General features: G+C 70.7%; 1 protein-coding gene and 1 pseudogene. One reads left to right on the forward strand and one right to left on the reverse strand.

Features of this window, described 5'->3' with window-relative positions; translation table 11 throughout:
• The coding region (locus U4E84_RS17845) for a solute carrier family 23 protein (protein WP_322533419.1) at window positions 1-910 on the reverse strand (910 nt) is incomplete at its 3' end.
• Between the two features lie 112 nt (window positions 911-1022).
• On the opposite strand from U4E84_RS17845, the pseudogene U4E84_RS17850 reads away from it, so the two are divergent.
• A pseudogene (locus tag U4E84_RS17850) lies at window positions 1023-1251 on the forward strand (signal peptide peptidase SppA); the annotation flags it as partial.

The following is a 1251-nucleotide window of genomic DNA, read 5'->3' on the forward strand; positions in this document are numbered from 1 at the left end:
TCCCGATGCCGTGGGTCATCCGCTCGCCGCTGGGGGCGCCCATACCGGAGAGCCGGGCGACGGCGTGGTAGTCGCCGATGGACTCGACGATCGAGGCGGCGACGCCGGCGAGCATCCCGACGACGAACGCGGGCGTGACGCTCGGAACGCCCCACTGAAGCGGGTAGATGAGGTGGACCGGGTCGGCCGCGGCGACGCTGGCCAGGTCGACGTAGCCGGGCGTGTCCGGGACGAAGACCCCGACGGCCGAGAGAGACGCGGCGAGCGGCCACGCGACGACGATGGCGAGGAGGACCGGAAACAGCTGGAACACCTTCGACCGCGCGCCGAGGTACTGCGAGAACAGGACGATGGCGACGAGCGTCAGCCCGACGAGCCACCAGTTCTGACTGGTCGCGGTGATCTCGGGCGCGTTGAACAGCGAGAGTCCGATAAGCACTATCACCGGGACGATGACGACCGGAGAGAGCTGCTTCCGCAGTCGGCCGACGAGGCCGAGGTAGCCGATGGCGACCTCGGCGAGCGCGGCGACGATGATCGCGCCCTGAAGCTGGAGCAGCGCGGCCCGCCAGGCGACGATGTCCGCGGGCGGATTCGCCGTCACGACGCCGATGACCGCGAGCGCGGGCGCGAGCATCGAGAACGGCGCCCCCTGAACGATCGGGTAGCGGTTGCCGAACGTCGTCTGCGCGAGCGTCGCGATCCCGGAGACGACGAAGAACGTGCCGACGAACCGCGGGATAACCGCCTCCGGCATCCCCATCGCGCCGGCGAGGATGAGGGGCACGGCGATGTTCGCGCCCACCATCGTGGGGTAGTGTTGCGCGCCCAAGAGGAGCGACTTCCCGAGCGGCGGTTTGTCGTCGATACCGTACTGAACGAACGCGTCTTCCTCCTCGTTCCCTCCCATTCCCGTAGAGTCCGTCTGCGCAGGGCTACAAAAGCTCGGCCCTTGGCGGGCGGTCGGCGAGGGCGGCTCCCCGCGACAGTATATATAAACGGGCCCGCGCCCAACCGACGGTATGGACGACGCGCCGGCGAACGGACGGAAGGGGTTGCTCGCGGCCGCCGCGGTGGGCGCGGCGACGACGATCGCGGGCCGCGCGGCCCTCGCGCGGCTCACCCGCGGCCGGTTCGGTGACGCCGACGAGTACAACACCGCGAAGGTGACCGTGTCGGGACCGATCCGGCGGAACCAGGGCCGGCCCTCGCCGCTGTCGGGGCCGGGCGGCGCGACCGCGGACGACGTGG

The organism is Halorubrum sp. AD140, assembly GCF_034497445.1.
Classification (GTDB): Archaea; Halobacteriota; Halobacteria; order Halobacteriales; family Haloferacaceae; genus Halorubrum.